General features: G+C 67.9%; 25 protein-coding genes and 1 pseudogene. 13 read left to right on the forward strand and 13 right to left on the reverse strand.

Annotation, left to right across the window (positions count from 1 at the left end; genetic code table 11):
* Positions 1-14 precede the first annotated feature (14 nt).
* Entirely contained in the window at positions 15-701 is a 687-nt protein-coding gene (locus AC0GNO_RS11795; protein ID WP_472904032.1) for a tetratricopeptide repeat protein, read from the forward strand.
* Positions 702-725: 24 nt separating this feature from the next.
* Here AC0GNO_RS11795 and AC0GNO_RS11800 read toward each other — a convergent pair whose 3' ends face one another.
* The 3 genes from AC0GNO_RS11800 to AC0GNO_RS11810 form a co-directional block, all read right to left on the reverse strand.
* Positions 726-1247, reverse strand: a complete 522-nt coding sequence (locus AC0GNO_RS11800; RefSeq protein WP_472904033.1) for a dihydrofolate reductase — start codon at positions 1245-1247, stop codon at positions 726-728.
* Positions 1240-2154, reverse strand: coding sequence for a DMT family transporter (locus AC0GNO_RS11805; RefSeq protein WP_472904034.1), 915 nt, complete (start codon positions 2152-2154; stop codon positions 1240-1242). The genes AC0GNO_RS11800 and AC0GNO_RS11805 overlap by 8 nt, the downstream gene beginning before the upstream one ends.
* Positions 2155-2239: 85 nt before the next feature.
* Complete coding sequence (locus AC0GNO_RS11810; protein WP_472904035.1) at positions 2240-3085, reverse strand: thymidylate synthase; 846 nt, start codon at positions 3083-3085, stop codon at positions 2240-2242.
* A 137-nt stretch (positions 3086-3222) separates the two neighbouring features.
* Here AC0GNO_RS11810 and AC0GNO_RS11815 point away from each other — a divergent pair, with 137 nt between their 5' ends.
* On the forward strand, positions 3223-3843 hold the full coding sequence (locus AC0GNO_RS11815; RefSeq protein WP_472904036.1) for a glutathione S-transferase family protein: 621 nt from the start codon (positions 3223-3225) through the stop codon (positions 3841-3843).
* A 12-nt stretch (positions 3844-3855) separates the two neighbouring features.
* On the opposite strand, the gene AC0GNO_RS11820 is transcribed toward AC0GNO_RS11815, so the two are convergent.
* From AC0GNO_RS11820 to AC0GNO_RS11830, 3 genes are read right to left on the reverse strand one after another with little or no spacing between them, the layout of a single operon-like run.
* Positions 3856-5016, reverse strand: a complete 1161-nt coding sequence (locus AC0GNO_RS11820) for an MFS transporter (RefSeq protein WP_472904037.1) — start codon at positions 5014-5016, stop codon at positions 3856-3858.
* 48 nt (positions 5017-5064) lie between these two features.
* Positions 5065-6489, reverse strand: a complete 1425-nt coding sequence (locus tag AC0GNO_RS11825) for an FAD-binding oxidoreductase (protein WP_472904038.1) — start codon at positions 6487-6489, stop codon at positions 5065-5067.
* Entirely contained in the window at positions 6486-6962 is a 477-nt protein-coding gene (locus AC0GNO_RS11830; RefSeq protein ID WP_210822998.1) for a DUF2069 domain-containing protein, read from the reverse strand. The genes AC0GNO_RS11825 and AC0GNO_RS11830 overlap by 4 nt, the downstream gene beginning before the upstream one ends.
* A gap of 69 nt (positions 6963-7031) precedes the next feature.
* On the opposite strand from AC0GNO_RS11830, the gene AC0GNO_RS11835 reads away from it, so the two are divergent.
* Complete coding sequence (locus AC0GNO_RS11835; protein ID WP_177139131.1) at positions 7032-8273, forward strand: YihY family inner membrane protein; 1242 nt, start codon at positions 7032-7034, stop codon at positions 8271-8273.
* A 63-nt stretch (positions 8274-8336) separates the two neighbouring features.
* On the opposite strand, the gene AC0GNO_RS11840 is transcribed toward AC0GNO_RS11835, so the two are convergent.
* A complete protein-coding gene (locus AC0GNO_RS11840) occupies positions 8337-9623 on the reverse strand; it encodes a cytochrome P450 (RefSeq protein ID WP_472904039.1) in 1287 nt (428 codons plus the stop codon).
* 63 nt (positions 9624-9686) lie between these two features.
* Positions 9687-11207 (reverse strand): aminotransferase-like domain-containing protein, encoded by a 1521-nt coding sequence (locus AC0GNO_RS11845; protein ID WP_472904040.1) that lies wholly within the window; start codon positions 11205-11207, stop codon positions 9687-9689.
* A gap of 195 nt (positions 11208-11402) precedes the next feature.
* On the opposite strand from AC0GNO_RS11845, the gene AC0GNO_RS11850 reads away from it, so the two are divergent.
* Positions 11403-11774 (forward strand): DUF2917 domain-containing protein, encoded by a 372-nt coding sequence (locus tag AC0GNO_RS11850; protein WP_472904041.1) that lies wholly within the window; start codon positions 11403-11405, stop codon positions 11772-11774.
* Between the two features lie 3 nt (positions 11775-11777).
* Here AC0GNO_RS11850 and AC0GNO_RS11855 read toward each other — a convergent pair whose 3' ends face one another.
* Complete coding sequence (locus AC0GNO_RS11855) at positions 11778-12599, reverse strand: alpha/beta fold hydrolase (protein WP_472904042.1); 822 nt, start codon at positions 12597-12599, stop codon at positions 11778-11780.
* A 2-nt stretch (positions 12600-12601) separates the two neighbouring features.
* Complete coding sequence (locus AC0GNO_RS11860; RefSeq protein ID WP_472904043.1) at positions 12602-13909, reverse strand: O-acetylhomoserine aminocarboxypropyltransferase; 1308 nt, start codon at positions 13907-13909, stop codon at positions 12602-12604.
* 132 nt (positions 13910-14041) lie between these two features.
* On the opposite strand from AC0GNO_RS11860, the gene AC0GNO_RS11865 reads away from it, so the two are divergent.
* On the forward strand, positions 14042-14515 hold the full coding sequence (locus AC0GNO_RS11865; RefSeq protein WP_472888881.1) for a CBS domain-containing protein: 474 nt from the start codon (positions 14042-14044) through the stop codon (positions 14513-14515).
* Positions 14516-14743: 228 nt separating this feature from the next.
* On the opposite strand, the pseudogene AC0GNO_RS11870 reads toward AC0GNO_RS11865, so the two are convergent.
* A pseudogene (locus tag AC0GNO_RS11870) lies at positions 14744-15253 on the reverse strand (hypothetical protein); the annotation flags it as partial.
* Here AC0GNO_RS11870 and aroC point away from each other — a divergent pair.
* The 3 genes from aroC to AC0GNO_RS11885 all read left to right on the forward strand — a co-directional run bounded on the left by aroC (position 15153) and on the right by AC0GNO_RS11885 (position 18361).
* A complete protein-coding gene (aroC, locus tag AC0GNO_RS11875) occupies positions 15153-16250 on the forward strand; it encodes a chorismate synthase (protein ID WP_472904044.1) in 1098 nt (365 codons plus the stop codon). The pseudogene AC0GNO_RS11870 and the gene aroC sit on opposite strands and share 101 nt — an antisense overlap.
* A 109-nt stretch (positions 16251-16359) precedes the next feature.
* The gene (locus AC0GNO_RS11880; protein WP_472904045.1) at positions 16360-17559 is read left to right on the forward strand and encodes an MFS transporter; all 1200 of its coding nucleotides are present in this window, start codon (positions 16360-16362) and stop codon (positions 17557-17559) included.
* 88 nt (positions 17560-17647) lie between these two features.
* On the forward strand, positions 17648-18361 hold the full coding sequence (locus AC0GNO_RS11885; RefSeq protein ID WP_472904046.1) for a YebC/PmpR family DNA-binding transcriptional regulator: 714 nt from the start codon (positions 17648-17650) through the stop codon (positions 18359-18361).
* Between the two features lie 6 nt (positions 18362-18367).
* Here AC0GNO_RS11885 and AC0GNO_RS11890 read toward each other — a convergent pair whose 3' ends face one another.
* Positions 18368-18994 carry a LysE family translocator gene (locus tag AC0GNO_RS11890; protein WP_472904047.1) on the reverse strand — a complete coding sequence of 209 codons (627 nt, stop codon included), beginning with the start codon at positions 18992-18994 and terminating at the stop codon, positions 18368-18370.
* A 105-nt stretch (positions 18995-19099) separates the two neighbouring features.
* Here AC0GNO_RS11890 and AC0GNO_RS11895 point away from each other — a divergent pair, with 105 nt between their 5' ends.
* Positions 19100-19555, forward strand: coding sequence for an Lrp/AsnC family transcriptional regulator (locus tag AC0GNO_RS11895; RefSeq protein ID WP_177139088.1), 456 nt, complete (start codon positions 19100-19102; stop codon positions 19553-19555).
* Here the strand turns inward: AC0GNO_RS11895 and AC0GNO_RS11900 are convergent.
* Complete coding sequence (locus AC0GNO_RS11900; RefSeq protein ID WP_472904048.1) at positions 19552-20379, reverse strand: DUF3047 domain-containing protein; 828 nt, start codon at positions 20377-20379, stop codon at positions 19552-19554. The two genes, AC0GNO_RS11895 and AC0GNO_RS11900, sit on opposite strands and share 4 nt — an antisense overlap.
* 392 nt (positions 20380-20771) lie before the next feature.
* Here AC0GNO_RS11900 and AC0GNO_RS11905 point away from each other — a divergent pair, with 392 nt between their 5' ends.
* From AC0GNO_RS11905 to AC0GNO_RS11920, 4 genes are all read left to right on the forward strand, one after another.
* A complete protein-coding gene (locus AC0GNO_RS11905) occupies positions 20772-21626 on the forward strand; it encodes a c-type cytochrome (RefSeq protein WP_472904049.1) in 855 nt (284 codons plus the stop codon).
* A 68-nt stretch (positions 21627-21694) separates the two neighbouring features.
* On the forward strand, positions 21695-23074 hold the full coding sequence (locus tag AC0GNO_RS11910; protein WP_472888866.1) for a cbb3-type cytochrome c oxidase subunit I: 1380 nt from the start codon (positions 21695-21697) through the stop codon (positions 23072-23074).
* 41 nt (positions 23075-23115) lie between these two features.
* Positions 23116-23916, forward strand: a complete 801-nt coding sequence (locus AC0GNO_RS11915) for an AAA family ATPase (RefSeq protein ID WP_472904210.1) — start codon at positions 23116-23118, stop codon at positions 23914-23916.
* A 15-nt stretch (positions 23917-23931) separates the two neighbouring features.
* On the forward strand, positions 23932-25965 hold the full coding sequence (locus AC0GNO_RS11920) for a nitric oxide reductase activation protein NorD (protein ID WP_472904050.1): 2034 nt from the start codon (positions 23932-23934) through the stop codon (positions 25963-25965).
* Positions 25966-25980 lie beyond the last annotated feature (15 nt).

Raw genomic sequence — 25980 nt, forward strand, 5'->3', positions numbered from 1 at the left:
TGAAGGATCTGAACATGTTTGATACCACCCAACCAACCCTCCGGGTCGGCGCGCTGCGCCGCCGTTTCCTGGGTGCCACGCTGTCGGCCCTGGCCTTGCTGGCGGTGCCGCTGGCGGCCAGCGCCGCCACCGTGGAAGAGTCGGTGCGCGAGCTCCAGCAAGCCTGGGAACAGGTCAACTACAAGACGCCGGCCAAGGAGCGCGAGAAGCGTTTTGAAGCCCTGGCGACCCGGGCGCACCAGGTGAGCGAGAGCTTCGCCGGTCGTGCCGAACCCCTGGTCTGGGAAGGCATCATCCTGAGTTCCTGGGCGGGTGAAAAAGGCGGCCTCGGTGCGCTGCCACTGGTGAAGCAGGCCAAAGGCCTGTACGAGTCGGCGATCCAGGTCGATGGTGCCGCGCTCGACGGTTCGGCCTACAACAGCCTGGGCGTGCTCTATTACAAGGTGCCGGGCTGGCCGCTGGGTTTTGGTGACAAGGCCAAGGCGCGCGAGCTGCTGCAGAAGGCGCTGACGATCAACCCCCAGGGCATCGATCCCAACTACTTCTACGCCGACTTCCTGGTGCAGACCGACGAGCCGCAGAAGGCCGTGCCTTACCTTGAAAAGGCGTTGCAGGCGCCCGGTCGCGCCGGCCGCCAGATCGCTGACGAAGGCCGCCGTGCCGAGGTCAGCGCGCTGCTGGCCAAGGTCAAGGGCCAGTGAGGTTCCACGACCTGTGGCCGCAGGTCAGAGGGCTGCGGCGCGCTGGTAGGTCACGAAACTGAAGGGCAGACCGCTGACGCTCACATGATCCTCGCGTGCGCTCTCCACCCAATCAGGGCCCAGCGTGGGAGCGAAGGCATCGCCCTCGAAATCCCGTGCGATCTCCGTGATGACCACGCTGGTGGCCAGGGGCAGCGCCTGCGCATAGACCTGCGCGCCACCGATCACCCAGGCGTCGCTGCCGGGCGGGCAGTGGTCGCGCGCGGCTTCCAGCGAGAGGGCGACGGTCGCGCCGTCGGCCGCCCAGCCCGTGTCGCGCGTGACCACGATGTTGAGGCGCCCGGGCAGCGGCCGGAACTTCGGTGGCAGCGAATCCCAGGTCTTGCGACCCATGATCACCGGGCAGCCCAGTGTGGTGCGCTTGAAGTGCGCCAGGTCTTCGGGCAAGTGCCAGGGCAGGGCGTTGTCCTTGCCGATCACGCCGTTGGCGGCGCGGGCGTAGATCAGGTGCAAACGAGCGGGCGTTGGGGCGGTGGTGTCAGGCATCCGTCGATTGTGCCGCGACGGGCCGCCGCCACAGCGCGCCCGGCGGCAACAGCACGCTGGCGATCGCCAGCATCACGAAGCCCATGGCCAGCCAGTCCTGCCAGTGCGGCACCTCGCCGATGATGAAGGTGGCGCTCAGCGTGCCCACCAGCGGGATCGCCATCACGCTCATGGCGCTGGTGGCGGGCGGCAGGTCGCGCGCCATGCTGAACCAGATCAGCTGCGCGATGCCGTAGTTGATCAGCGCGCCGTAGGCCAGGCTGATCCACATCAGGGGCGTGAACGTGGCCGGTTGCGGCAGCGGCTCCAGCGACAGCGCCAGTACCCAGACGACAAAGCTCCCCAGCAGCAGCATCCAGACCGTGACCACCAGCGGAGAGAGCGTGAGGTGCGCGCGGCGGAACAGCAGCGTGCCCAGCGCCCACGAGGCGGCGGCGCCCAGCATCCAGGCCACGCCCACCGGGCGTCCTGAAAGGCGTTGCAGTTCGTTCCACAGCAGCAGGGCGATGGCGATGCTGACACACAGCACCGCGAGCCGCACGCGCGGCGTGATGCGTTCACCGAAGAAGGCCGCGCCGATCAGCACGGTGAAGATCGGCATGGTGAAGCCCAGGATGGCTGCACGCCCTGAGGCCAGCTCCTGCACGCCGAAGATCGACAGCGTGTGCCAGCCCAGCACGTTGGGCAGGCCGAGCCAGACGATGGCCCACCATTCGCGTCCGGCCGGGCGCATGCGCTCGCCCTGGGCCGCCACGTAGACGAACAGCCAGGCCGCGCCGAGCAGCATGGTGCTGGCGCGGAAATACAGCGGCGAGAGCTGCTGCAGCGAGAGCTTCATCATGGGCCAGTTGACGCCCCACATGAGCGTGAGGGCCAGCAACGCCCAGAGCTGGCGGCGGGAGATCATGAGCCGGCGTAGGGCCGCCCCAAGCCGGTGGGCGACCCTTCGGGGGGCAGCGTCCACACGAGGTGGGCAAGCGTGGGGGCCATCCTCACACCGCGACTGGGGCTTTGATGGCCGGATGGCACTCGTAGCCCTGCACCTCGAAATCTTCGTACTGGTAGTCGAAGATGGAATCGGGTCGGCGCTTGATGTTGAGCGTCGGGTAGGCGAAGGGCTGGCGGCTCAGCTGCAGTTCCACCTGTTCGCGGTGGTTGTCGTAGATGTGGCAGTCGCCGCCGGTCCAGATGAAGTCGCCCACGTCCAGGTCGCACTGCTGTGCCACCATGTGCGTGAGCAGGGCGTAGCTGGCGATGTTGAAGGGCACGCCGAGGAAGATGTCGGCGCTGCGCTGGTAGAGCTGGCAGCTGAGTTTGCCGCGCCCACCGGGTTCGGTGGCGGGGGCCACGTAGAACTGGAAGAACGCGTGACACGGCATGAGCGCCATCTTGTTCAGTTCGGCCACGTTCCAGGCGCTGACGATGATGCGGCGCGAATCGGGGTTGGTTTTCAGGGTCTGGATCATGTCGGCGATCTGGTCGATGTGACCGCCGTCGGGCGTCGGCCAGCTGCGCCACTGCACGCCGTAGACCGGGCCGAGGTCGCCGTCGGCGCGCGCCCATTCGTCCCAGATGGTGCAGCCGCGTTCCTGCAGCCATTTCACGTTGCTGTCACCGCGCAGGAACCACAGCAGCTCGACGATGATGGCCTTGAGGAACACCTTCTTGGTGGTCACCAGCGGGAAGCCTTCGTTGAGGTCGAAGCGCATCTGGTGGCCAAACACGCTTTGGGTGCCCGTGCCGGTGCGGTCGCCTTTGTTCACGCCCTGGGTGAACACGTGGCGCATGAAATCTTCGTATTGCGAGCGCACAGGGCGCTGGGGGCTATGGTCGGTCATGGGACAGTTTCAGAGGCCAACGGGCAGGCGAAACCACGATTGTGCCCGCTCTGGATCACCCCTGCGCCACGGTGGACCGCCACGCGTCTGAGGGCTACGATGCGGCCTCGTCGCATCCGCCAACCGGAGACTCCGCCATGCCTTCACTGACCCTTTACACCAACCCCCAGTCCCGCGGCCGCATCGCGCACTGGATGATGGAAGAACTGGCAGAGCCCTACGAAACCGTCTGGCTCGATTACGGCACCACCATGAAGGCGCCGGACTACCTGGCGGTCAATCCCATGGGCAAGGTGCCGGCGCTGCGCCATGGTGACGCTGTGGTGACCGAGGCTGCGGCCATCTGCGCTTACCTGGGTGACCGGTTCCCGGAAAAAGGCCTGATCCCGCCGCCCGGTTCGCCAGCCCGGGCCGACTACTTTCGCTGGCTGTTCTTCGCTGCCGGGCCGCTGGAGCAGGCCGTGGTGGCGCGCTCGCTCGGCTGGGAAGTGCCCGAGGGTCGCAGCGCCATGGTCGGCTTCGGTTGTTACACCGACACGATGAACGCGCTGGAGCTCGGGCTGTCGAAGGGGCCGTATGTGTGCGGTGAACAGTTCACCGCGGCCGATGTTTACGTCGGGGCCAGCGTGGTGTGGGGCCTGATGTTCGGCACCATCGAGAAGCGGCCGGTGTTCGAGGCCTATGCCGCGCGGATGCAGGCACGGCCGGCTTCGTTGCGCGCGTCACAGCTCAACGAAGCGCGTCTGAAAGCCGTCTGATACCGCAGCGTTTCAGGTCAGCCGGTCGAGCGCGCGGGTCGCCCACAGCAGGGCGATCAGCAGCAGCATCACCACCGGCATCACCGCGCCGAGCCCGACCCAGGTGGCCAGCAGGCCAAACGCGGCCGGGATGACCGAGCCGCCCGCGTAGGCGGCCATCATCTGCCTGCCGATCACGGTGCGCGCCACGTCGGCCGGAAAGCGCCGCGCGGCTTCGTGCATCAGCGAAGGAAATACCGGCGCGCAGCCCAGACCCATGAGCACCAGGCCCGCCAGCGACAGCACCGCCGGCAGGCCGGGCAGGGCAAACAGCGCAGCGCCGGCCAGGCCCAGTGTGACCCCAAGGCGCACCAGCCGCCGGTTGCCCAGGCGGTTCGAGACCAGGCCCACGCCGAAACGCCCCGCAGTGATGGAGCCGAAATACAGCGAGACCCAGAAGCCCGCCTGCGCAAGGCTGATGCCCCGGTCGTTCACCAGGATGCTGGCGGCCCACAGGCCGGTGCCCATTTCCGCCGCCACGTAGAACAGGAAACACAGCGGCGCCAGCCACAGGGCGCGGCGCGCGACCGGTTTGAAGACCGCCGGTGGTTCGCGTGTCGCAGCGGCGTCCGCCGGCTGGGAACGTTCACGCCGCCAGAGCGACAGCGTGGCCCAGAGCAGCGCGGCCAGTGTGAGCTGGGCCAGCCCGAGGGCGAGGATGCCGAACGTCCAGCCGCCCTGACTGGCCAGCGCCAGACCCATCACGGCCGGACCGGTGGTGGCGCCCACGCCCCAGAAGCCGTGCAGCCAGTTCATGTGGCGCGACGCGTAGTGCGCAGCGACGAAGTGGTTCAGGCTGGCATCGACCGCGCCGCCGCCCGCGCCCAGCGGAATGCCGAGAAGCACCAGCCAGGCAAACGAAGGCGCCACCGAAAACCCCACCAGGGCCAGCGCGGTCATCAGGCAACTGGCCGCGACCACCACGCCGGTGCCCACCCGCGCGACGATGCGCCCGGCAAAGCCCGCGCTGAGCGCGGCGCACACCGTCATGGTGAGGGTCAGCACGCCCAGGGCCGCCAGGGGCTGGCCCATGTCCGCCCGCATCGCTGGCCAGATCACGCCCATGACGGCGTCGGGCAGCCCCAGGCTGACGAACGACACGTAGACGATGGCGAGCAGGAGCAGGTGGGCCAAGCGGCAGATCCCGGTGTGCAAAGAGGCCGGCGTGACCCGGTGCCAGGGTCAGCGCGGCAGCACGCGCCCGGGGTTCAGCAGGTTCTGCGGGTCCAGCGCCTGCTTGATGGAGCGCATCAGCGCCAGTGCGACCGGGTCCTTGTAGCGCGGCAGCTTGTCGGCCTTGAGGCTGCCCACGCCGTGTTCGGCGCTGATGGAACCGTCAAAGCGCGCCACCGCGTCGAACACCAGGGTGTTCACGCGCGCTTCCTGCTCGCGCAGGAAGGCCTTGGGATCGCCGTCGGCGGGCGCCTGCACGTTGTAGTGCAGGTTGCCGTCGCCCAGGTGGCCGAAGTTGACCAGGCGCACGCCGGGGATCTCGCGCTCCAGCAGGGCGTCGGTCTCGGCGCAGAAAGCCGGAATGCGCGAAACCGGGATGCTGATGTCGTGTTTGATGTTCAGGCCTTCTTCGGCCTGCGCCAGCGGAATGCTTTCGCGGATGTGCCAGAGCGCGTGGGCCTGCTGCAGGCTCTCGGCCACCACGGCGTCGCTCACCACGCCGTTCTCGAAAGCGGTTTCGAGCAAGCGCTCGAACTGCGCGCGCGCGTGTTCTTCGGACTCGCTGTCGCTGTTTTCCAGCAAGACACAGTAGGGCGTGTCTTCCCACAGCGGCACGCGCTGCTGCGGGAAGTGTTTGGCCACCAGGCTCAGCGCGAACTGGCCCATGACTTCGAAGCCGGTCAGGCCCGCACCCAGGTGCTGATGCGCCAGGCCCAGCAAGGCCACGGCCGATTCCAGGCTGGGCACGGCGGCCCAGGCGGTGAGCTGCGCGGCGGGCAGCGGGTAGAGCTTCATGGTCGCCGCGGTGATGACGCCCAGCGTGCCTTCGCTGCCGACGAAGAGGTCGCGCAGGTCGTAGCCGGTGTTGTCCTTGCGCAGGCCGGTCAGGCCGTGCCACACGGCGCCCTGCGCGGTGACCACTTCCAGGCCCAGGCAGAGATCGCGCGCATTGCCGTAGCGCACCACCTGCGTGCCGCCGGCGTTGGTGGCCAGGTTGCCGCCGATGGTGCAGCTGCCTTCGGCCGCGAGCGAGAGCGGGAACAGGAAGCCGGCCTGTTCGGCGGCTTCCTGCAGCGCCTGCAGCACGCAGCCGGCATCGACCGTCATGGTGAGGTTGGCGCCGTCGATGGCGCGCACGCGGTTCATGCGCGTGAGCGACAGCACGACCTGCGTGCCGCTGTCATCGGGCACCGAGCCCACCACCAGACCGGTGTTGCCGCCCTGCGGGACGATCGATGCGCCGGCCGCCGCACAGGCTTTCACCACCTCAGACACTTCGCCGGTGTTGCCAGGGCGCACCACGGCCAGTGCACAGCCGCGGGCGCGCTGGCGCCAGTCGTTTTCCCAGGCGCTGAGGTCGGTGGCCGGGTCGTCGTGCGTGAGCACGTGGGTCGCACCGACGATGGCCCGCAGTTGGTCGAGCAGTGCGTTCATGGGCGGGTTGTGGAGGTGGTGTTGACAGGGTCGGCCGCGGCGCCGGTGGCCGCGGCGTGGCGGGCCTTGTCGGCGGCCACGGCTTCCTGGCCGGCGGCGCGCTGGCGGATGCGCACGTGCAGCGCACAGGCCACGAACAACAGCACGCACAGCAGCACCTCGATGCCGGCCAGCGCGGCGGACAGCCCGCTGTCGCTGGTGGCGCGCACCGCGCCTTCGGTGAAGTAGATCCACACCAGCAGGCTGAGCCAGCGGTAGGTGTACATGCGGTTCTTCAGCAGCCCGGCCAGCGGCAGGGTCAGCGGCAGCACCTTGAGCACCAGCCAGGAGCCCCCCGGGCGCAGCGGCGCGAGCCAGAGTTCCCAGGCCAGGCACAGCACGATCAGGCCCAGCAGGCTGCCCACGGCGAGCCAGCGGGTGAACGAGACGGCGGGCGAGGTGGGCGACGAAGGGGTGTGCAGGGCGGCGGGCATGGAGGGGGAAAGTTGGCGGGGCGGCGGCACCGGAGGTGCGCCCCAGGGACAATCTGGGATGATACCGGGATGACCCTGAATGAGCGCCTGCGGGCGATGGAAACCTTTCTGCGCGAGCTGTGGGAAGACACGCTGAAATTCCCCTGGCGCAACACCGCCATCACGCTGCGCGAGCGCTTCCGCGAAGACCGCCTGGGCGTCACCGCGTCGAGCCTGACCTTCACCACCACCATCTCGCTGGTGCCGCTGTTCACCGTGGCGCTGGCGATCTTCAGCGCCTTCCCGATGTTTGCCCGCCTGCAGGTCACGCTGCAGGGCTGGCTGGTCAAGAGCCTGATCCCGGACAACATCGCCCGGCAGGTGCTGAGTTCGCTCAACCAGTTCGCCGCCAAGGCCGGCCAGATGGGCTGGGCCGGTGCGCTGGTGCTGCTGGTGACCGCGCTGGCGCTGATCCTCACCATCGACCGCAAGCTCAACGACATCTGGCGCGTGCGCCGGGCGCGCCCGCTGGCGCAGCGCATCCTGGTCTACTGGGCGGTGCTCACGCTGGGACCCCTGCTGCTGGCGGTCAGCCTCACCGCCACCTCCTACGCCCTGACCGCTTCGCGCGGCATGGTCTCGGTGCTGCCGGGTGGCGTGCGCCTGCTGCTGGACACGGTGCAGTTTGCGATCGTGGTGGTCGGCATGGGCGCGCTCTACCGCTATGTGCCGAACACCCACGTGCGCTGGGGCCATGCGCTCATCGGCGGCCTGTTCGTGGCCAGTGGTCTGGAGCTGGCGAAGGAAGCGCTGGGCTGGTACCTGGCCCAGGTGCCGACCTATTCGGTGGTTTACGGCACCTTCGCCACCGTGCCGATCCTGCTGGTGTGGTTCTACGTCGCCTGGGTGATCATCCTGCTGGGCGCGGTGGTGTCCGCCTACCTGCCCAGCCTGCTGGCGGGCATTGCGCGGCGCGGTGACAGCCCGGGCTGGAGCTTCCAGCTGGCGCTGGAGGTGCTGGAGCAGCTGCACCTGGCGCAGGGCGCGGCGCAGAAAGGCCAGAGCCTGGCCGCGCTGGCCCACACGCTGCGCGTGGAAGCCCTGCAGCTCGAAGAACCGGTGGCTGCCCTCGTGGCACTGGACTGGCTGGGGCGGCTCGACGAAGACGAAGAGCGCTACGTGCTGCTGATCGATCCGGCGTTGACCCCTGTGGCACCGCTGGCCGAGCGCCTGCTGCTCGCGCGCCAGGCCGGCACCAGCCGCTTCTGGGCCGAGAGCCGGCTGGGCGAACTCACCGTGGCCCAGGCGCTGGTCGTGCCGTCTGTTCCTTGAGTTGAGAGCCCGGCCGCTGCGCTTCGTCAGCAGGATCTCCTGCGAGCGTGGGTTGTCCGAGCATCAGCCGAGCTTGAAAGGCGCGTTCAGGAAACCGCGGAAACGCGCCCGTCCGCCGCGCGTGGGTGCTGCGCTCAGCCGGTAGTCCGGGAAGCGCTGCAGGAAGCGGCCGATGGCGATGCGCCCCTCCAGCCGCGCCAGGCTCAGGCCCGCGCACTGGTGGATGCCGAAGCCGAACGCGAGATGTTTGTTGGTGGCGCGCCGCAGGTCCAGCGTTTCGGGGTCGGGGAACTGCGCCGGATCGCGGTTGGCCGCGCCGATGCACAGCGTGACCAGCGCGCCCGCCGGCAAGTCCACACCGCCGACCTGCGTGGCTTTCAGCGCGCGCCGGTTGCCGAGCTGGTTGGACGATTCGAAGCGCAGGCACTCGTCCACCGCCAGCGTGAGCACCTGTTCCTGCGCGGCGGCATCGCTGGCCGTGGCCTGCAGATCGGCCAATAGCTGCGCGCGCGCCGCCGGGAACTCCTGCAGCAGGATCAGGCCGTTGCCGATGAGGTTGGTGGTGGTCTCGTGGCCGGCGTTGAGCAGGAAGATGCAGTTCTGCAGCAACTCGACCTCGCTGAGCTTTTCGCCATCCACCTCGCCCTGGATCAGTCGCGTGAGCACGTCGCGCTCCGGGTCGCCGGGGCGTTGGCGGCGCTCGGCCACCAGCGAGCGCAGATAGTCCAGCATCTCGGTCACGCTGCGGTTGCCCAGCGCGTGCTGTTCGGGCGTCACCACCGGTTCCAGCGCGCCCAGGATGGCGAGCGACCAGTTGCGCAGCGGGTCGCGGTCTTGGTGCGGCACGCCCAGCAGGTTGCCGATGATCTCGACGGGAATGGCCGAGGCGAAGTCTTCGATCAGGTCGCCGCCGCCCTGCGCTTCAAGCCGGTCCAGCAGGCTGTCGACCAGCATCACCAGACCGGGCTCCATGTCGGCGATGGCGCGGCGGGTGAGGGCGCCCATGATGAGCTTGCGCACGCGGGTGTGCAGCGGCGGGTCGTTGAACACCAGGCTGGTGGTGTGGTGCTCGAACAGCGGCGAGTCCGCGCCGTACTTGGGCGCGAACTCCACGTGTTTGTCCGAACTGAAGGTGGCCGCGTCGCGGTACACCGCCACCAGGTCGGCATGGCGGGTGAGGAACACCGAGCCGTCGGGCATGTGGCGCACCGGTTCGTGCTCGCGCAGGGCGGCGTACACCGGGTAGGGGTTGGTCAGGAAGTCGGCGGGCAGGGCGCGCAGGTCGAAGGCGTTGGCGATCTCGTGCGCCCGCGCGGCGCTCATGGGTGGGGTGATCGGGTCTTTCAGCATGGTGCGGCCATTGTGGCTGCGGGCGGAGGAACGCGGGTGCTGGTTTTCCCGCCGCGCAGTCGCCTAAGCGCGCCGCAGTAGCGGGGACGTCGGGCTGGCAGCGGGGCGCTCCAGCATCTGGCGCGCGATCTCGCCGATGCGCGCCAGGGCCTGCATGGTGATGGCGTTCCAGGGGCCCGAGAAGTTCAGGCGCAGGCAGTTGCGGTAGCGGTCGGTGGCGGTGAACAGTTCGCCCGGGCCGAAGGTGATGCCCTCGCTGGCACAGCGTTTGAAGAGGTCCATGCTGGCGATCGCCGGATGCAGCTCCAGCCACAGCGTATCGCCCGACGGCGGATTGCTCACCCGTGTGCCGGTGGGGAAGTGGTGCGCGATCAGATGCCGTGCCTCGTGGCGGCGTTGCCGCATGGACGCCGTGAGGCGGCGCAGGTGGGCTTCGTAGCTGCCCTGGGTCAGCAGATCGGCCAGCGCCTCTTCCAGCACCACGTTGGTGGCGGCGCCCTGCAGCCGCTTGTGGGTGGCGACGGCATCGCGCCAGCGACCGGCCTCGACCCAGCCCAGGCGGATCCCCGGCGTCAGCGTTTTGGCAAACGATCCGCAGACCATGACGTTGCCTTCGGTGTCCCAGGACTTGGCGGCCTTGCGCCGCTGATCCCCGGACAACAGGTCGTTGAACACCACGTCTTCGATCAAGGGCACCCGCCGCTGGGCCAGCAGGCGCACCAGCCGCTGCTTGGCCGCCAGCGGCATGACCGATCCCAGCGGGTTGGACAGCGTGGGCGCGGCGAGCACGGCCTTGACGGGTTGCGTGTCCAGCGCCAGTTCCAGCGCGGGCAGCGAGAGCCCGGTGGCCGGGTGCGTGGGGATCTCCAGCACCCGCAGGCCCAGGGATTCGATCAGGTCGAGGTAGCCAAAAAAAGTGGGAGATTCGAGTGCCACCACGTCCCCCGGCTGCGTGACCGCGCGCAGGCACAGGCTCACGGCCTGCGTGCAGCTGGCGGTGATCACGATGCCGCTGGCGTCCAGCGCGCAGCCCAGCTGCAGGGCGCGCTGGGCGACCGCCTGACGCAGCGCAGGCCGTCCGGCGTCGGCCTTGTTGTACTCGGTCAGGCTGTGCCGGTGCACCCGCGAGGCGCGGCCGATGGCCACCCGCAGACGGTCCTCGTCAAACAGTTCGCTGCTTTGCGGGGTGAAACCACCAAACGTCGCCCGGTCGCCGGGCTGGTGCAGCATGGCGAAGGCCTCGGAACGGCTTTGCCGCTCCAGCAGAAAGCTGCGCTGGGGCGGCGCGCTCAGGCCGGGCTGGGCGATGCGCTGGGCGCGGCGCACGAAGTAGCCCGCCTTGGGGCGCGCCTGCACCAGGCCCTGCTCTTCGAGCTGGCGGTAGGCCTGCATCGCTGTGGAGATGGACACACCCTGCGTCAGCGCCGTTTCCCGCACAGACGGCAGGCGCTGACCGGCCTTGAACGCACCGCTGTGGATCAGCTGCGCGAGTGTCTGCGCGATCTGCTGGTACAGCGGCAGGGCGGAGACCGGTTCGACCAACGGGGCCGGACACAGCGCGAGCGTGGGATGGGGCGCAGGCATGGCGTTTCCATGCTAACCGAGTGCCGGCCCCCACAAGGCGCACACGCGCCTGGGTGACCGGTACAGATGGGCCCCAAAGAGACCACACAGATGGCGCGAAAAGCGCTTCTGGTGCTCACAAGCTGGGCGATCTGTGTGTCTGTTGCGCCAGGGCTCAAACACGGACAGTGGAGCCTCATCCACAGGAGGCCCGTCATGCACCCCACCGCCCAACCCACCCGCCTGTTGCCGCGCCAGACCCGCATGATCGATGCCAGCGCCGGCATGCGCCTGAGGGTGGTCAGCGGCCATTTCTGGCTGACCCAGCCGAACGCCGCGCAGGACCTGTTTCTCGGCCCCGGCGCCAGCGTCGATCTGCTGCAGGACTGGATACTGATCGGCGCCGACGCAGGGCCCCGCCCCTCAGAGGACGCGCCGACCTGCTACAGCGAGTACCTGCTGACGCCGCTGGTGGAACCGGCGCCGCGCCGTGGCTGGAGCCTCACCGTCTGGCGCGCACTGCGGCGATGGGTTCGCCAGGCCGCGGCGGCGACCCGCAACGCCTGGCCGAGCGCCTTCGCCAAGTGAGCCTTAACGGCCCTGAAGGAAGTCGCGGATGGCGAACAGCGTGGCGTCGGGTGTTTCCGTCATCTGGTGGTGGCCGACCGGGAGCTTCTCCACCCGCGCGGTCTTGCCCGCCGCCTGAGCCGCCTTGATCAGGCCCTGCGCGGCCTTGGGTTGTGTCATCTGGTCCTGGGCGCCGAGCAGGAACAGCACGGGGCAGGTGATGGCCGTGATGGCCTGCTCGCCATTTGCATACGTGTCGCAGGCCACGAAGCCGCGGTGGAACACGTTGACCTTCGGGTTGCTGGCCAGCACGCGCCGGCCCAGCGCCATGCTGGCGCCGTAGACCCAGGTCCCCGGGCCAAGCGCCGAGGGGGGGGCGGCGAGGGTGGAGCGCGAGAACACGTTGACCATGGTCAGCGCTTTCATGGGCTCGTTCAGCGAGGCCTCGATCAGCGCCGGCGAAACCTTCATGGGGTAGGCCGTCCCCACCAGCACCAGGTGGCTCACGCGGTCTTTCAGCCGGGACGCGGCTTCGAGCGCGATCAGCGAACCCCAGCTGTGGCCGATGAGGGCGGCGCGCTGCACGCCGGCCGCGTCGAGCAGGGCGCCAATGAAGTCCGCCGCTTCTTCGACCGAAGACGGTGCTTCACCACCACTTTTGCAGTGGCCGGGCAGGTCCACCGCCAGCACGTTCCAGCCGTGGTTGGCGAGGTAGCGGGTCTGCAGGATCCAGACGCTGTGGTCGTTGAGCACGCCGTGGATGAAGACGACGGTGGGTTTTGCGGCATCGAAGGCTTTGCCGCCGGTGTAGCAGTAGGTCTGGGCGCCGTTGACTTGCAGGTACATGGTCAGGCTCCCGCTTTCTCTGCGGCCTTGAGCGCGCGTTTCAGATCGTCGATCAGGTCGTCCGGATCCTCCAGCCCGATGGACAGGCGGATCGTTCCGGGGCCGATACCGGCACCGGCCAGCGCTTCGTCGCTCATGCGGAAGTGCGTGGTGCTGGCCGGGTGGATCACCAGCGAACGGCAGTCGCCCACGTTGGCCAGGTGGCTGAAGATCTTGAGCGCTTCGATGAAGGCCTTGCCCTGTTCGCGCGAGCCTTTGATGTCGAAGCTGAACACCGCGCCCGCGCCTTTCGCGCCGTGCTTCAGCAGCTTCTGCGCGAGCGCATGACTGGGGTGCGTTTCCAGCAGTGGGTGGCCCACGCGGCCCACCAGCGGGTGGCTGGCGAGGAACTGAACCACCTTCTCGGTGTTGCTCATGTGGCGCTCCATGCGCAGCGACAGCGTCTCCAGCCCCTGCAGGATCAGCCAGGCGCTGTGCGGGCTGAGGCAGGCGCCGAAGTCGCGCAGACCCTCGCGGCGCGCGCGCAGCAGGAAAGCGCCCACGGTGCTTTCTTCGCTGAAGGTCATGCCGTGGAAGCCGTCGTAAGGCTCGGTCAGCTCAGGAAACAGCCCGCTGGCGTCCCAGTCGAAGCTGCCGCCGTCCACCACCACACCACCGATCACGGTGCCGTGGCCGCTGAGGAACTTGGTGGCCGAGTGGTAGACGAGGTCGGCGCCGTGTTCGAAAGGTTTGATGAGATACGGCGTGGTCAGCGTGCTGTCCACCAGCAGTGGCACCTTGGCCTCGTGCGCGATCTGCGCCACGGTCGGGATGTCCAGCACGTCCAGGCCGGGGTTGCCCACGGTCTCGCCAAAGAACAGCCGGGTGTTCGGCCGCACGGCGGCACGCCAGCCGTCGATGTCGCCGGGCTTCACGAAAGTGGTCTCGATGCCGAAGCGGCGCAGCGTGTAGTGCAGCAGGTTCTGGCTGCCACCGTAGAGCGCGGTGCTGGCGACGATGTGTGAACCCGCGCCCATGAGGGTGGCGATGGACAGGTGCAAGGCGGCCTGGCCACTGGCCACCGAGATGGCGCCGATGCCGCCTTCCAGCGCGGCCATGCGCTGCTCGAACACCGCGTTGGTCGGGTTGCTGATGCGGCTGTAGACGTGGCCGGCCCGCTCCAGGTTGAAGAGGGCGGCCGCGTGGTCGCTGGACTCGAAGACGAAGGAGGTGGTGAGGTGGATCGGCACGGCGCGCGCGCCGGTGGCGTCGGGCGTGGCGCCAGCGTGCAGCGCCAGCGTGTCAAAGCCGGGGTCGGAATAACCGGGCATGGGGTCTGTCTCCTGTGGGGTTCGAATGCGTCCGCATCGGGCTGAATGCGGTGGTTTTCGGGTTTATTGTGGGCTATATTCCCATGCATGCCAGACCGGCTGGCGACACAAAACACTCCGAGGAGAACGGCGATGAAAGTCAGTGACATCCTGCGCGTCAAGGGCGGAACCCTCTACACCTGCCATCCCGACGACACGCTGATCCAGTCGGCGGCCACCATGGCCCAGTTCGACATCGGTTCGCTGGCCGTCATGGAACACGGCGAGCTGGTGGGCATGTTGACCTTCCGGGAAGTGATCCACACCTTGGCGAAGAACAACGGTGTGCTCGGGACCCGCGCGGTGCGCGCCGTGATGGACGACCATCCCATGAGCTGCACCCCCGAGACCGAACTTGATGAGGTGCGCCCCCTGATGCTGGAAAAGCACACCCGTTACATGCCGGTCATGGACGCCAAGATGTTGATGGGCGTGATCAGCTTCTACGACGTGGCCAAGGCTGTGGTCGACAGCCAGAACTTCGAAAACAAGATGCTCAAGGCCTACATCCGTGACTGGCCGGAAGAAGAAGCCGAATCCGGCAAGACCGAGCCGAACATGCCTTGAGAGGCTGAGAGCCTTTCGCTCGTGCCACCACCCCGAACAGAACGCCCCGCCAGTCGGGGTGTTCTGGTTTTCGGGGTTCAACCCATTGAGGCGTGGATCCTGTCCCGCACTCTGGGGTGGTCGCGTTCGCCTTCGACCGTCATCAGCGCGATGCGGCGGATCGCGGTCGTGTTCCAGGTGGTCGTAGATGTTGCGGCACGACTGCTTGTGGCGCTCCGGGTTCGTGCTGATGAAGGCCGAGAGCTGCACGGAGCCGGGGTACACGCGGCGCATGAACCCTGCGTGTGGCAGCGGCTCGTGGCTGATCCGGTTCTTCTCGAACCAGGCCCGCGACGGCGTGCACGTGTGGGACACGTTCGCCATTGGCGAATACCTCAACGAGATCAGACCCGGGGCGGGCTGCTGCCGGCCCTGCAGGAATGGGTGGCTGCGGCGGAGGCCGAACCGGATGACATTGATGAGCTGAAGGCGGCGTTTTAAGGGTGCTTCGTGCGCTGGCACCTCGCGGGATCGGGCACCCGGGCGTTCAGCTCCGTGAATGTCCCCCGTCCCGGATTTCGCCGGGTCTCCTGGCACAGGCGAGCACCAGACTGGTCCACGCCTGCCCCATCGGCCCTCTGGGATAATCCGGTTCACTATGAGCGGCAATACCTTCGGCACCCTGTTTTGCGTCACCAACTTCGGTGAATCCCACGGCCCGGCCATTGGCTGCGTGATCGACGGCTGTCCGCCCGGCATGGGCTTGTCCGAGGCCGACATCCAGACCGATCTGGACCGCCGCCGCCCCGGCACATCGAAGTTTGTGACCCAGCGCAACGAGCCCGACGCGGTGGAAATCCTGAGTGGCGTGTACGAAGGCAAGACCACCGGCACACCGATCGCCCTGCTGATCCGCAACACCGACCAGCGCAGCAAGGACTACGGCAACATCCTGCAGACCTTCCGCCCGGGTCATGCCGACTACACCTACTGGCAGAAATTCGGCATCCGCGACCCGCGCGGTGGCGGCCGCAGTTCGGCCCGCCTGACCGCGCCCACCGTGGCCGCTGGCGCCGTGGCGAAGAAGTGGCTGAAAGAAAAATACGGCACCACGTTCCACGCCTGCATGACGCAGGTGGGCGACGTGGCCATTGGCTTCGAGAGCTGGGACCACGTGCCCAACAACCCCTTCTTCGCGCCAGTGGCCGATGTCTCGGCCATCGAAACCTTCATGAACGCGCTGCGCAAGAGCGGCGACTCGTGTGGCGCGCGGCTGCGGGTGGTGGCGCAGAACATGCCGGTGGGACTGGGCCAGCCGCTGTACGACAAACTCGACGCTGACATCGCTTACGCCATGATGGGCCTGAACGCCGTGAAGGGCGTCGAGATCGGCGCCGGTTTCGCCAGCGTGACCGACCGGGGCAGCACGCACGGCGACTCGCTCACGCCTGGCGGTTTTGTGGGCAACAAGGCCGGTGGCACGCTCGGTGGCATCAGCACCGGGCAGGACCTGGACGTGTCCATCGCCATCAAGCCCACCAGCTCGATCCTGGTCCCACGCGATTCGATCGACGTGGCCGGCGCACCCACCGAAGTGATCACCAAGGGCCGCCACGACCCTTGTGTCGGCATCCGCGCGGCGCCCATCATGGAAGCGCTGCTGGCGTTGGTGGTGATGGACCACGCGCTGCGCCACCGTGCGCAGTGTGGCGATGTGCATGTGGACACGCCGGACATCGCTGCGGCAGGAAGGTGAGCACCCCCTGCGCCGCTTCGCGTCTTCCCCCTGAAGGGGGACCACACCAGCAGCCCGGCAAAGCCGGTTCTGCGGTGTGTGCTGGAGGCGTGCCAGCGAAGTTCTCCTCTTGCTGACCAACGTGCCGCACAAGCCCGAAAGAAAACAGCTGTTCCCGTTTGCAGCGTTGTCCGCGAGCTATTTCGCGCACATCGGCTTCTTCAACCCCTACCTGCCGCTCTGGCTGAAAGAGCTGGGCTTCGGCCTGATCGCCATCAGCGTGCTGACTTCGGTGCAGTCGGCCACGCGCCTGTTTGCGCCCTACGCCTGGGGCACGCTGTCTGACCGCACCGGCGAGCGCGTGAAATTGCTGCGCTATGGGGCCACGGTGGCGCTGCTGCTCTCCATCGGGCTGTGGTTTCCGCTCGGCGGCGTTGCGCTGTTCATCGTGCTGCTGCTCATGTTCACCCACACCAGCGCCATGATGCCCATGAGCGAGGCCGCGCTGGCGCACCTGGTGAGTCAGGGCGGGGCTTTTGATGCGAAGCGCTATGGCCGCGTGCGGCTCTGGGGTTCGCTGGGTTTCCTGCTCACGGTGGTGGTGGCGGGCTGGTGGTTCGAGCGATTCGGCATGGGCCACTTCCCGGCCTGGACCCTGGGCACGCTGGCCGCGGTGACCGCGAGTGTCTGGCTGCTGCCGGACTTCAAGGAAGCCGCGCACTTTGAGGCCGATCACCCCGACATGTGGCCCGTGCTGCGCCAGCCGCCGGTGCGCTGGTTCTTTGCGGCCGTGTTTTTCCATGTGCTCGCGCACATCTTCATCTACGTCTTCTTTTCGCTCTACCTCGATTCACTGGGCTACAGCAAGACCGTGATCGGCCTCTTGTGGGCGGTGTCGGTGGTGATCGAAATCGGCTGGTTCTTCACGCAGGGGCGCTGGCTGCCGCTCATGTCGCTCACCGGCTGGCTGGCGCTGGCCGCGGGCCTGATGGCGCTGCGCATGGGGCTCACCGCCGGTCTGCCGCTGGTGTGGCCGTTGCTGTTGCTGGCGCAGGCGCTGCACGCCATCACCTTCGCCGCGCACCATTCGGTTTGCATTGCGCTGCTCTCGCACCATTTCCCGGGCCGCCTGCGCGGGCGCGGCCAGGCGCTCTACACCGTGATCGGCTACGGCTTGCCGGGCGTCATGGGTGGGCTGGGCGGCGGGCTGCTGAGCTCGGCTTTCGGACTGGCCAGCGTGTTCTGGCTCTCGGCGGCCTGTGCGCTGGTGGCCACGGGTTGCGCGTTGCGGTTGCGCCAGCTGGAGCACCGGCTCGCGACGGTGGCTTGAGCGCAGCCCCTGCCGGACGGCGGTGTCCCGCGCAGCCCGTCCACTAAACTCATGCACCCCGGTCAGCACACAACACAAGGAACTCCCCATGGGCGCGCAGTGGAAAGCAAAACACAAGGATCTGGCCGCCAACGCCAAGGGCCGCCTCTTCGGCAAACTCGCCAAGGACATCATGATCGCCGCGCGCCACGGGGCGGACCCGGCGGCGAACGCGCGGCTGCGCCTGGTGGTGGAGCAGGCGCGCAAGGTCTCCATGCCCAAGGACACGCTGGACCGCGCCATCAAGAAGGGCGCCGGCCTCACGGGGGAGTCGGTGCAGTTCGACCATGTGATCTATGAAGGCTTCGCGCCGCACCGCGTGCCGGTGATGGTCGAGTGCCTGACCGACAACGTGAACCGCGCCGCCTCCGACATGCGCGTGCTGTTCCGCAAGGGCCAGCTCGGCACCAGCGGCTCGGTGTCCTGGGACTTTGACCACGTCGGCATCATCGAAGCCGAGGCTGCTGCGAAGGATGCGGATGCCGAGCTGGCCGCCATCGAAGCCGGTGCGCAGGACTTCGAACCCGCCGACGAAGAAGGCGTGTGTGTCTTTCTCACCGACCCGACGGACCTCGACCTCGTGAGCCGCGCGCTGCCCGCACACGGCTTCACCGTGCTGTCGACCAAGCTGGGCTACAAACCCAAGAACCCCATCGACCCGGCCAGCCTGAGCGCCGAAGCGCTGGAAGAGGTGGAAGCCTTCCTGGCCGCGCTGGACGACAACGAAGACGTGCAGAACGTCTTCGCCGGTCTCGGCGGCTGAGGCTGTTCACCGGGCCGCCAGCGAAGCCCATTGCCACAGCGCAAACCCGGCCAGCAGCAGGGCCGAGCCGCGGTTGATGCGGCTGCGCCAGGCCGGTGTGAAGCGGTGCCGCTGGTGCGCGATCAGCGCCGTGAGCAGCAGCCACCAGGCGGCCGAACCCACCAGCACACCGGCCACCATCCACAACGGTGAAGGCGCCGACTGCAGGCTGCCGCCCAGTGAACCGAACACCGCGATGAAGGACACGATGGTCGCCGGGTTGGCCAGGGTCAACACGAAGGTGCCCGCCGCCAGCCCGAGCAGGTCGCTGGCATCGCGCGCCGGGGCGACCGCGTCGGTCACGGGCGCGCGCCAGGTCTTCCAGGCCAGCACCAGCAGCACCGCGCCGCCGCCCAGCGCCAGCGGCGTTTTGGCCTCGATCAGGGTATGGATCAGCCAGCTCACGCCAAATGCCCCGATCGCACCATACAAAGCGTCCGCCACGGCCGCGCCCATGCCGGTGGCCAGCCCGGCGGCCAAGCCGCGTTCCAGCGTGCGCTGCATGGTCAGCAGACCGATGGGGCCGACCGGCGCGGCGATGAGCAGGCCGATCAGGGCGGCCTTGAAGAAGACGGTGAGCGATGTGGCATCCATGCCCCGATGCTAAAGCGGTGATCTGATGGGGAGAATCACGAAAATTAGGCCGTGTGGCTGTTTTTCGATAAATTCTTAGGCTTCATCGGCAACAGGGAGCAGATCATGGAAGTGGACGACAAAGCCTGGCGGTTGCTGTCCGCCTTGCAGACCGATGGCCGTGCCTCGCTCAAGGAACTGGCCGCGGCGGTCGGGCTGTCGGTGCCGGCCACGCTGGAGCGTCTTCGGCGCCTGCAGGAGGCGGGCGTGGTGCGCGGTGTGCACGCCGACATCGACCCCGCCAAGGTGGGCTACGGCGTGCGCGCCATCGTTGGCATCAACGTGCCGCAACCGGGCAAGAAGGCGCTGATCGACAAGCTGCGCGCCTCGGCGCGGGTGCTGGAGTGCCACCACGTCAGCGGCGAGGACTCGTATGTGTTGCAGGTCGTGGCCTTGGACCTGCCCGATCTGGAGCGCTTTCTCGGCGACATCAACGGCTACGGCGAGACCCGCACCTCCATCGTGTTCTCGACACCGATCCCGCGCCGCGGCGTGGTCCGGCCGACAGACGCCGGCTCCTAGGGTGTCGCGGGCGACAGCGTCAGGTCCATCGGCCCGTACCAGGCGGTGATCGAGTCGCCCGAGTTGTTGGAGTCGCTCATCAGGCCCAGGCCGACCAGCGGACCCGGGGCTTCGCCGAACGCCCGACGGAAATCGGCTTCGATGTCGCGGTCGAAGTCCACCCACTGGTTGAGCCGGTCCGGCCCGGACTCGACCACGATCTGGCGGATGCGGTCGGTGTAGGGGTTGGGGATCACGGTGCCCGCGGGGTAGCGGTTGTCCCAGACGTACATGATCGAAGCGAACGGCAGCGGCTTGCCCGCGATCAGGTTCGACAACTCGGACACCAGGTGGTCGCGCGCGCGCCAGTGGCTGCTGCGGTCGCCCTCGAAGCTCAGGATCAGGCGCACCACGGCATCGTCTTCACCCTTCTCGCGCAGGTCGAACTTCGGGTTCAGCGCCGGCACGAACCACGAAAACCGGATGCGCTGGGGCAGGGCGCCGGGCGGTGGGGTCAGGGGCAGGCTCAGCGTGCTGTTGGCGCCGTCGGCCCGGGCCATCACGGCCGGGCGGCCCTCGTGTTCGGTGGCGCTGTAGCGCGTTGGCCGGCGGCTGGCGTAGACCTGGTGCTCCCAGTGCGTGCCGGGCACCAGGCCCTCGATGTGGTTGGTGGCCTGCCAGGCCGTGCCATCCAGCACCACCGGCGGTACCGGGACGTGGCTGCTTTCTTCGGGCTCGTCGGCCTCGCTGACATCCGTGGACATCGGTGCCGCACAGGCGGCCAGCAGGGCGCACAGCAGCAGCGGCGCGCAACGGGATTTGAGGGACGGGGAGGGGCGGGACATGGAAGAAGACATGGCAACGACGGTCTGAGCCCGGCCGGAGGCCAGGGCAGATAAATCGGCCCTATTGTGCCGTCCCCCGGCTCCAGCCAGGCTTGCGGTCGAAGACCACCGGTTGGTGGTCAGGAGGGCGCTTGCTCGCAAGCGCCCTCGGTTCGGTACGCTACCGCACGGACCGAGTGGCGCGGACTCGCCAACATGCACCGTCTGCCTGCCTCTCTCGCCTCCGAGAGCGCGCAGGCGCAACCGTCGAGGTGCTCCCCATGACCGCGTACCGAAGTCTCCAGGTGTTCAGCCATGTCGTGCTCGGTCTGATGCTGGCCGGTATCGCGTACGCGAGCGCCATCAGCATCATCTACTGGACGGGCATCAGCGTCTGACGCGGGAGCAGACACATGAACAAGCGCCAGGCACGTTACTTCGCGATCGGCTCCACCCTGGTCGCCACGCTGATTTTTCTGGGGCTCACTGTCGACAGCCACCGCCAGTTTCCGAAACTGACGAACGCACAGAACATCACGCCCGCGGTCACCCTGGGCAAGGATGTCTGGCACAAGAACAACTGCATCAACTGCCACACCTTGTTCGGTGAAGGGGCGTACTACGCACCCGACCTCACCAAGATCGCGCAACAGCGCGGCGCGCCCTACCTGCGGGCCTTCCTGAAAGACCCGTCGAAGTTTTACGACGAACAGCGCCACCGCCGGCTGATGCCCCGGCAGGACCTGAGCGATGCCGACATTGATGGCCTGATCGCGTTCCTGGACTGGGTCAGCCGGGTGGACAACCAGGACTGGCCACCGCGGCCGATCACGGTCACCGGCTCTGGCACAGGGGCCGGCAAACCGACCCTCGAAGCCGCCGTGGCGGGGACATCGACGCCTGCAGCAGGATCGACCGCGGATGCTTCCGCCAAGGACCCGGTGGCCCTGGGCGAGCGCGTGTTCAGAACCGCCGCACCCGCCTGCACCGCCTGCCACTCCCTCACGGCAGGAGCCGACATGGCGGGCCCCTCGCTGGCCGGCATCGCCACACGCGCACAGCAGACCCTGGCGTCACCCGGCTACAAGGGCAGCGCCACCGACCTGGAGGCCTTCATTCGCGAGTCCATCACCCAGCCCAGCGCGCACCTGGTTGCAGGCACCATGTATTCGGCCGACGGGGTCTCTTTCATGCCGAACACCTACGACAAGGACCTGACATCCGAACAGGTCAACCACCTCGCTGCGTACCTGGCGACTTTCAAGTAACGGGCTTCGAAGCCGCCAAACCCACTCGGGCAGCGGGCCTCCGCCGCCACTTCTGCAGGAGTTCTGACATGCGCTACAGGTCTCAATCGGTTGCTTACTGGTATTTCGCCGTGGCCATGGTGTTGTTCGGGCTGCAACTGGTGTTCGGGCTGTTGTCGGCCGCCAAATACGTCGGACCCGATCCCCTGCTGAACATCCTGCCGTTCGACGTGACCAAGGTGATCCACACCAACCTGCTGATCGTGTGGGTGCTGACCGGTTTCATGGGCGCCACCTACTGGATGGTGCCCGACGAATCGCGCACCGAGCTTTACAGCACCAGGCTCGCCTATGTGCAGCTGGTCCTCTGGACCCTGATGGGCGTGACCGCCGTGGTGGGCTATCTGTTTCGCTACGGCACCGGCAACAAGCTGCTGGAACAGCCCCTGCCGCACAAGATTGTGATCGTGATCTGCATGCTGATCTTTCTCTACAACATCGGCATGACGATCTGGCGCTCCAGACGCTTCACCACCACCGAGGGCGTGCTGGTGCTCGGCCTCGGCCTGGCCGCGCTGCTGTATTTGCCCGCGCTGCTGGAATACGAAAACTACACCGTCTCCATCTACTACCGCTGGTGGACGATCCACCTCTGGGTCGAGGGCGTGTGGGTGATGATCCAGGGCGGTTTCCTGGCCTACCTGTTGATCCGCCTGTCCGGTGCCGACCGCGAGGTGATGGAGAAGTGGCTGTACGTGATCGTCGGCCTGGTGTTCATCGCCGGCATCCTGGGAACGGCGCACCACTACTACTGGGTGGGCGTTCCGTCGTACTGGCTGCCCATCGGCGGCATCTTCAGCGCGCTGGAGCCCGCCGCGCTGGTGGGCATGGCGATGTTCGCGTATTCGGCCATGCGCCGCGCCGGCCTGTCGCATCCCAACACGCTGGCGCTGCACTGGACCATCGGCAGCGCGCTGTTCACCCTGTTCGGTGCCGGCCTGCTGGGCCTGGCGCACACGTTTCCGGATGTCAACAAATGGACCCACGGCACGCTGATCACCGCCATGCACGGGCACGCCGCTTTCTACGGGGCCTACGCGATGATCGTGCTGGCCATGATCACTTATGCCCTGCCGGCGATGACGCCGGGGCGCAGCGAACAAGGCAGCAGCCTCGGCTACTGGGCGTTCTGGATGCAGCTGGGCGGCATGTTCGGCATGACGCTCTCGTTCGCCACCGCCGGCATCGCGCAGGTCTATCTGGAACGCATCATGGGCATGGGCTACCTCGACGCGCAGCTGAAGATCCAGGTGCACTTCGTCATGCTGATCGCCACCGGCTCGCTGTTCGCGATCGGCGTGGGGCTGTTCATCTACGACTTCTTCCGCCATGCACCGCGCTTCGATGTCGAGGCGGACCCCGGTGCGCCTCGCTCGACCAAAGCCGAAGCCATCTTGTCAACCCTGTGAGGGACCCCTTGGCCGCTCCGTTGCTCCACACAGTCGGCCCACTGGACGGGTCAGAGCGATCGACCGCCGACGAGCCGTATTACCTGCCGTCGGGCGCAGAAGTGGCCATCTTCGAGCACTGCCACGCCCTGCGGCTGGCGGTGATGCTCAAAGGCCCGACCGGTTGTGGCAAGACGCGGTTTGTCGAACACATGGCCTGGAAGCTCAAACGCCCCCTGGTCACGATCTCCTGCCACGACGACCTGAGCGCGAGCGATCTGATTGGCCGCTTCCTGATCCGCCACGACGGCACGGCCTGGCAGGACGGGCCGCTCACCCGTGCCGTGCGCGAGGGCGCCATCTGCTACCTGGACGAGGTGGTCGAAGCCCGGCAGGACACCATGGTGGTCCTGCATTCACTGACCGACCACCGCCGCATCCTGCCCATCGACAAGACCGGTGAAACGCTGGTGGCGGCTCCCGGCTTCCAGCTGGTCATCTCCTACAACCCGGGCTACCAGCGCATGCTCAAGGACCTCAAGCCCAGCACGCGGCAGCGCTTCGTGGCGCTCGACTTCGACTTTCCACCGGCCGAGCGAGAGGCGGCCATCATCCAGAGCGAGGCCGGTGCCGACCATGCCACGGCCGTGGCGCTGGTGTCGTTCGGGCAACGGCTGCGCCAACTGCGCGACCGCGGGTTGGTGGAGGTGCCGAGCACCCGCTTGTTGATCGCGGCGGCCGCGCTGGTGGTCAGTGGCATCCCGCCGCGGCAGGCTTGCCTGAGTGCTGTGGTGTCGCCGCTGTCGGACGACGAAGCGCTGGTGGGTGCGATGCGCGACCTGGTCGACGCCACCTTCATCTGATCGAGGAACACCCCGATGGCCGAAGCCGAGGACGTGATCACCGACGTGGCCCGGCACGCGACCGTTTTCACACAGCGCTTGTGGCGACGGCATCGGGCCAGGGCACCCTCCCGGCCCGTGACCCTGCTGGTCGATGTGGCGCCGCGACTGGGCCTGCTGATCGAGGCGGTGTTCGGCACGGCCTACCGCCTGCGCACGGCGCAGATGCCGGCACGGCCCACCTGGCTCGCCAAGACCTTCCAGCGCAGCGGTTTCCCGCAGGCGCGCATGGCGCTGCCGGCCACCGACGGCCAGTGCATCTGGCTGCCGTCGGAAACCGGCCTCGCGGATACCGCTCTGGCCATGGACCGCTTTCGCACCATGGCCCTGGTGCAGGCCATGCGGGCGAGCCGGGGCAGCGCTGCGTGCGTGGACCTCTGTGACTCGCCGCTGGTTCTCGACATTTACCTGCTGCTGGAAGCCATCGCGGCTGACGCTGCGCTGGCGCGCCTGTTGCGCGGCATGTCCAGCTCCTTGAACGGCTTGCGCCAGGCAGCGCTCGCAGCCCGCCCGCCGCTGGCACAGTTCCCGGCAGCGCGCCGCCCGCTGGAGGCCTGGGTGCGCGACTTGATCGCGCAGCCTTGCGAGGGGCCGAATGTGCACGCACCCATCCATGCATCGCCGGAAGAATCGGCCTGCATCGCGCATCTCCTCGCCGCCGAAATGGTCCGCGACCTGCCCAGCGCGGGGCGCCTGGGCGTCCCGCTCCTGTTCCGCGATGGCTGGACCGGCGAGTTGCGCACGCCGGGCGAGGCCATGGTTTCTCCCCTGGCGGGCAGTGACGAGGTCGGCGACACCGCCGACCGCGCGACTCGCAGCGCGCGCCTGGCACGTCGCCCCGAAGTGCGTGAAGGCGCCGGGCAGGAGGACGAAGCAGCGCCGGGCGCGTGGATGATCCCGCCCGAGGTACCCCACGAACAGGCCGAAGACTCGTTCGGTTTGCAGCGGCCCACCGACCGCGACCAGCATGCGGCGGCCGACGAGTTCGCCGACCTGGTCTCGGAGCTGGCGCAGGCGCGGCTGGTCTGGACCCCGGACCAGGCCCGGGAGGTGCTGCTGTCCGATGACCCGCCCACGGTGCAGCCCCGTCACGCCAAGGCCGCAGCGTCCGACGCACCCCAGGCGTTCAGCTACCCCGAGTGGGATTGCCGGATCGAGGCCTACCGCCACCCAGGCGCCACGGTGCGTCTGCTGGCGGCACCGGCCGGCGCGCAGCAATGGGTGGACGACACGCTGGCCGCGCACCGCGCGCTGCTCGGCGCCATCCGCCAGCGCTTCGCGGCCCTGCGCCCCCAGCGCACGCTGCGGCGCCGCCAGACCGACGGCGACGACATCGACCTCGAAGCCTGCGTGGAAGGTCTGGCGAACCTGCGCGCCGGCTGGCCCATGGCCGACGACCTGTATTGCTCACAACAGCGCACCCGGCGCGACATGGCCATCCTGATCCTCATCGACGTCAGCGGCTCCACCGACGGCTGGATTTCGAACAGCCGCCGGGTGATCGACGTCGAGCGCGAGGCCCTGCTGCTGGTGTGCATCGCCCTCGGTGCGATGGGCGAGCCCTTCGCGGTGCAGGCCTTCTCGGGCAATGGGCCCGCCGCGGTGAGCCTGTGGGACATCAAGCGCTTCGACGAGCCCTACTGCCCCGCCGTGGCGCTGCGCATCGCGGCCCTCGAACCCGATCAGTACACGCGCACCGGCGCCGCCTTGCGCCACGCCAGTGCCACACTCATGCACGAAGGCGCCACCCACCGGCTGCTGCTGCTCCTGTCCGACGGCAAACCCAACGACAACGATGTCTACGAAGGCCGCTACGGCATCGAAGACACCCGCCAGGCCGTGACCGAAGCCCGGCTGCAGGGCATCTCGCCGTTCTGCCTGGCTGTGGACCGGCAGGCCGCCAGTTACCTGCCCGCCGTGTTCGGCGCCCAGCACCACGCCTTGCTGCAGACGCCGGCCTCGTTGCCCACCGTGTTGCTCGACTGGATGCAGCGGCTGGTGAGGTCATAAGCCCCCACTGAAAGA

The sequence above is a fragment of the Hydrogenophaga sp. L310 genome, assembly GCF_055703065.1.